The organism is Actinoalloteichus spitiensis RMV-1378, assembly GCF_000239155.1.
Lineage (GTDB): Bacteria > Actinomycetota > Actinomycetes > Mycobacteriales > Pseudonocardiaceae > Actinoalloteichus_B > Actinoalloteichus_B spitiensis.
This window is the reverse complement of the sequence record NZ_AGVX02000750.1, coordinates 1-5,495: the sequence shown is the minus strand read 5'-3', so window position 1 is coordinate 5,495 and position 5,495 is coordinate 1. Positions and strand designations below refer to the sequence as shown.

Annotated in this window: 3 protein-coding genes and 1 CRISPR repeat array; of the genes, 1 reads left to right on the top strand and 2 read right to left on the bottom strand. The window is 69.0% G+C overall.

Going from position 1 to position 5,495, the window contains the following annotated elements:
• Nucleotides 1–405: 405 nt before the first annotated feature.
• A complete protein-coding gene (locus ACTIDRAF_RS32275) occupies nt 406–1,614 on the bottom strand; it encodes a helix-turn-helix domain-containing protein (RefSeq protein WP_016701363.1) in 1,209 nt (402 codons plus the stop codon).
• Nucleotides 1,615–1,844: 230 nt separating this feature from the next.
• Nucleotides 1,845–2,793: a CRISPR direct-repeat array (repeat unit 30 nt; unit sequence GTTGGAACTCCTCGTAGGAGCGATGAGGAC).
• 393 nt (nt 2,794–3,186) lie between these two features.
• On the opposite strand from ACTIDRAF_RS32275, the gene ACTIDRAF_RS0224815 reads away from it, so the two are divergent.
• The gene (locus ACTIDRAF_RS0224815) at nt 3,187–4,047 is read left to right on the top strand and encodes a hypothetical protein (protein ID WP_016701362.1); all 861 of its coding nucleotides are present in this window, start codon (nt 3,187–3,189) and stop codon (nt 4,045–4,047) included.
• 24 nt (nt 4,048–4,071) lie between these two features.
• Here the strand turns inward: ACTIDRAF_RS0224815 and ACTIDRAF_RS0224810 are convergent, their stop codons facing one another.
• Nucleotides 4,072–5,391: a hemolysin family protein gene (locus tag ACTIDRAF_RS0224810; protein ID WP_016701361.1), complete on the bottom strand. Its 1,320-nt coding sequence runs from the start codon at nt 5,389–5,391 to the stop codon at nt 4,072–4,074.
• Between the last annotated feature and the right edge of the window lie 104 nt (nt 5,392–5,495).

Sequence of the window (5,495 nt, the reverse complement as noted above, 5' to 3'; positions counted from 1 at the left end):
GGCTGCCCTCCCGCCGCCACACCGGACCGGCCCGATCGGGGAGGTGGGGCCGGTCGTGGGAGGGGGACGGCGTCGGGGGCCGCCGTCCCCGGCCGGGCACGCCTCGGGGAGTCGGGCGACGTGTCCGGCCTGTCCTGGGCTCGGAGGGCGAGCAGTTCCGCGACCGACACGCGGCGCGCGGGTGGCGGTGCGGGCGACGGATCAGGTGTGCGCCTCGGCGTGGTTCGTCGGTCGACGACCCAGGCCACGCCCCACATCGACGCCACCACCAGTGCACACAGTCCCGAGAGCACGAACCCATTCACGAAGAAACCCCCACAGCGATCACCGTTGAACGCGGTGAAAGCTATGGGGGATCTGAATCGGTCCGGTGACACATTGTCAACGCCACCCGTCCGGGTGACGCTAGGGGGCGATGCCCATGCGCATCGCGAGGCCACGCAGTTCGCCGCCACCCGCGTCCTTACGCGCTTGGACAATGAGACTCCCGACCGCGTCGCGCACCAGAGGGTGATTCCGGACGCGGTGCGGAGCCAGTTTCTCCGCCTTGAGGATCAGCGACAGGCCGCGATCGCGGGAACGCCGCTCGGACACGAGGGCTCGCCCCCATTCCATGTAGAACTCGGCCTTCCGCCCTGGGTAGGGGACGGCGTCGATGTGAACGGTGGGGCCGATCCGCTCAACCCGCCCGACATCCCGCCGTTCCCCAGCCAGCACGAGGTCCCAGATCGCGACGTTCGTCGGACCGAACCACAGCCCCGCCCAGGAAGAACCATCACCAGGGACCCGAGCAGCGGCGTCCCGCGCCTCACGAAGATGAGCTTCGCCAACGTCATGCTGCCCTGAGGCGACGGCACCCAGGGCCGCGTTGAGGTGCACCTGGCCGTAGGCTTCGAGCACCCCCGGTTCGCCAATGTGCGGTTCAAGGTCCGCAGCGGCTTGGGCCGAGAACGTGGCTTGCCGCTCACGCCGCCCCGGCCCGAACGCCTGCCCCCGCATCCAGTACGCGAGACCTTGCAGCTGCGGGTCGTCCAGCTCTTTGGCGATCTTCTCGACGTGTCCGTACGCGAGGGTGGGCAGCCCAACGCCGTCGAGTGCCTTCGCCGCGTCCATGACAGCCTGGTAGATCGAAGCAAGCCACTCGCCGGCCTGCTTACGGTGTGGACCTGAGGCGTAGAGGACCAGCAGTTCGCGCACCATCGCGGGAACGAGGTCCGCTAGCGCTGGGTAGTCCGACCGGTGCCGCGCCTCCTGCACCAACTCCATACTCGCTTGAAGGGCATTGATGGGACGTGGCGTCGTGCCCTCAGGGCGCTCCCCCGGCATCCATTCGGTGAGTGCCGCGTCCAGGGCCTGGATGACATCGTGAGCGCTGTTGTCACCTCGTCGAAGCGTCTTGTGCGGCTCGGATGTGAGTGCCGACGGTGCGACGCGGAGCGCTGCGGCGATCGCTTCCAGCAACGACCTGGACGTCACCGCCCTGCCACCCAGCTCGATGCGTGATAGGTAGGATCTGCTGATACCCGCAAGCCCGGCAACCGCTGACGCGGTCATGCCACGGTAGTGACGGATCTGTCGAATCCTCGTGCCAATGAGGTCGTCCTCAAGCTTCACCGCACGTCCCCTTCGCTGACAGTGGCGGGACCGCTTCCCACAGTAGTCCCTTCCAGTGCCTCACTGACCGGGCATCGGGTGCACGAGACAACTAACGTTGTCAGCCCCGAGGTGCTCATTCCCGAGCAGGGACAGGTGCAACGCGAGCTGACACCTCGTCGTCGCAATGCAGCCAGTGCGATCCCGTCACTCCGCCCCTGCGGGCATCACCGCCGGCTGAGGCCTTGACAGCAGCAACTCCCCGCAAGAGCGATGAGGACCCTGTACCCCGGGCAGCAGGTCAGGAACGAGGAGGGGTTGAAACTCCTCGTAGGAGCGATGAGGACGACCCACCAGGCCGGCCTGTGGCTGGGCCTGACCGCGGGTTGGAACTCCTCGTAGGAGCGATGAGGACCCGCGCCCACGCCGCATCCGGCCGGGCCGAATGGGAGTTGGAACTCCTCGTAGGAGCGATGAGGACCCGCCGGGCGGCCCGCCGGCACCGCCCGGCCGCCCTGTTGGAACTCCTCGTAGGAGCGATGAGGACACAGGTGCGTGACGGGCCCGGGGACGGGGCAGCCCGTTGGAACTCCTCGTAGGAGCGATGAGGACCGTGTCCCCGTACGCGGACGAGGTTGCCTGGGAGATGTTGGAACTCCTCGTAGGAGCGATGAGGACCAGGGCCGCGATCGAGCGGTTCCTCGACGACCACGCGTTGGAACTCCTCGTAGGAGCGATGAGGACCAGAAACGGCGCCGCGACCGCCGTACCCACGAGACCACGTTGGAACTCCTCGTAGGAGCGATGAGGACCCATCGTCCTGCTCATGGGCGTGGCCCTGGTCGTGTTGGAACTCCTCGTAGGAGCGATGAGGACCGGCAGCCGGTACCTGCTGGCCGGCGAGGTCGACGAGTTGGAACTCCTCGTAGGAGCGATGAGGACTACGCCCTACAGCTCGCGTGGACCGACCGCACGACGTTGGAACTCCTCGTAGGAGCGATGAGGACTCTCCTTCAGGTCGGTTCGGGCGCCCGCCCCGGGGGTTGGAACTCCTCGTAGGAGCGATGAGGACCCGCCAAGGTCTTGCAGAGGTGCGCCGGACGCGTGTTGGAACTCCTCGTAGGAGCGATGAGGACCCCGATGTTGTATCGGTGGAGGAGTACCGTATCCGTTGGAACTCCTCGTAGGAGCGATGAGGACCCGAGAGTAAAGTCGCAGGTCAGCATGTGCCTGGACCACCTTATCGGACACGGTTCTGCAGCGAACCCGAGGTTTGACATCAGACCCGGGGGGTTCGCTGAAATCTAGCCTCACTCGATCGTGACTCCTCTCCGGCGTTCCGGTGGTCGGAAGCACGACTCCGGCCAGCAAGCCGAGCCGTCGAAGGCCGCCGGGAAGGTGCCCACCGGCCCCGGTGCTCGACCGCCTCAAGCGTAGTGGTCGCCCACCTCTCCCCCATCGCTCGTTCGATACCATCCGCGCATGAGCACTTCCTGAGGACACGGTTCCGCGCCGTCACCGCCGCTCGCGTCCGCAGGCCGTCTCCGGCCGGGCGCGGGAACCAGTTCGTGCACTTCAGGGAGGAGCCCCACCATGCCCCACACCGAACCGACCGCCCTCGCCCGCCGCATCGACCGGCTGCGCGAGGTGGCGCACGCGGAGCCCAGGCTCGACGGTGTGCTGCTCTACGGGTCCTGGACCCTGGGGGAGGCCGACGTTTACTCCGACGTGGAGGCCTACCTGTTCGTCCGGGACGCGGACGTCGCGGATTTCGACGGGGTGGAGTTCGCCGCCCGCCTCGGCCCGGTGGCCTACTCCTACGAGAACCAGTTCGGGGTTCTCACCGTCGTCTTCGACGACCTGATGCGCGGCGAGTTCCACGTGACGGCCTCGGGTGCGGGCGTGGAGCAGGTGCGCGGCTGGCGGGGGATGATCCACCTGCCCGACACCGAACGTGCCGTGGTGCTGGACCGGGACGGGCGGCTCACGTCGGCGGCGCGCACGCTCGCCGAGTTCCAGCCGCCGGAGCCGGTGGGGACGGCGTCGCACCTGGTGGGTGAGCTGACGAACTGGACGTTGATGCAGGCTCACCTGTTGGCGCGGGGTGAGACGGCGCGGGCGCACGCCTGGGGGCAGAACATGGTGGCGCCGGCGCAGTTGAAGTTGTGCCGGTTGCTCCGGGACTCGACCCGGCACTGGTTGACGCCGAGCCGGGCGGTGGAGCAGGACGTGCCGGCGGCCGACGTCGAGCGTTACCGGGCCACCACGTCCGCCGCCGAGCCGGCCTCGGTGCTGGCGGCGGCGGTGCGGTCGTGGCGGTGGACCCGGGAGCTGGCGGCCGAGGCGGAGGCGCGGTGGTCGATCAGCGTGCCCACGGAGCTGCACGGGCGGATCGCGGCGTTGTTGGCGGACCTGGAGGCCGGCGCCGGGTGGCCCGGGCCGGCCGTCGGCTAGCGGTCCGCCCCCGCGCGGACCACGTCAGTCCTTGTCGCCGTCGTCGGTGGGTCGGGGTCGCCGCAGGGGGGTGACGAGGATGCGGGAGACGCGACGTCCGTCGAGGGCGCGCACGGTGAAGCGGTGGTGGAGGGCTTCGACGCTGTCGCCCTCACGGGGCAGGCGGTTGAACAGGGCGACGACGTAGCCGGCGAGGGTGTCGAAGGGGCCGTCGGGCAGGGTGAGGCCGGTCTGTTCCTCCACCTCGGTGCGGTGCAGCAGTCCGTCGACCTCGACGGAGCCTTCGGGGGACCGTCGGGAGGGGACGGCGCCGGGATCGTACTCGTCGTAGATCTCGCCGACGACCTCCTCGACGAGGTCCTCGACGGTGACGATGCCGTCGGTGCCGCCGTACTCGTCGATGACCATGGCGAGGTGTCCGCCCTTGCTGCGCATCTGGGAGAGCGCGGCCAGGACGGGTTTGCTGCCGGGGAAGGCGGCGACGGGGCGGGCGATGTCGGCGAGGGTTCGTCCTCGGGGGTCCTCGCCGTCGACGACGGCGAGCAGGTCGCGGACGTGGACGAAGCCGACGACGTCGTCGGGGGATTCGCGGATCACCGGGTAGCGGGAGTGGGGTTTGCCGCGCACGAGTCGGACCGCGTCGGGCAGGGGGAGGTCGGCGTCGAGGAACTCCACCTCGGTGCGGGGGATCATGACCTCGCTGAGGACGCGGTCGCCGACGGCGAAGGCGTCGTCGAGCAGGCGGCGTTCCTCGACGGTCAGTTGTTCGTTGGTGCGGACCATGTCCCGCAGTTCCTCCTCCCCCACCTTCTCCTCGGCGGCCTGCGGGTCGATGCCCATGAGGCGGACCACGGCGTTGGTGGAGCGGGAGAGCAGCCAGATCAGGGGGCGGAAGGCACTGGCGAGGCGGTCGAGCACGCCGGCGGTGAACAGCGCGACCCCTTCGGACTTCTGGAGGGCGAGGCGTTTGGGGGCGAGTTCGCCGAGGACGAGGGAGAGGTAGGAGACGAAGAGGGTGACCAGGACCAGGGCGAGGGTCGCGGCGAGCCCGGCGGGCAGTCCCCAGTCGGCGAGGTAGGGCTCGAGCCGGACGGCGATGGTGGCGCCGCCGTAACCGGAGGCGAAGAACCCGGTGAAGGTGACGCCGATCTGCACGGCGGAGAGGAACCGGTTGGGGTCGGAGCGCAGCTTGGCCAGTCGCTTCCCCCGGTTTCCCCGGGTTGCGGCGAGTCTGTCGACCTGGCTGTCGCGCAGCGACACGAGCGCGATCTCGGAGGCGGCGAAGTACCCGCCCGCGAAGACGAAGAGCAGAACCAGCGCGAGATTCGTCGCGACACTGTCCATCCTGGAATTCTCACAGGATTGGGGTGTCCTGGCAGTTCAGCGCGACGGGTCTGGTGGGGTCGTCGACGGGGGTGGGCGTGCGGGCGGCCCGCCCCGGAGGTGGG

What these genes read in the sequence shown, in the direction of transcription:
- ACTIDRAF_RS0224815 (WP_016701362.1), top strand. Translation starts at nt 3,187, where the DNA reads ATGCCCCACACCGAACCGACCGCCCTCGCCCGCCGCATCGACCGGCTG.
- ACTIDRAF_RS0224810 (WP_016701361.1), bottom strand. Translation starts at nt 5,391, where the DNA reads ATGGACAGTGTCGCGACGAATCTCGCGCTGGTTCTGCTCTTCGTCTTC.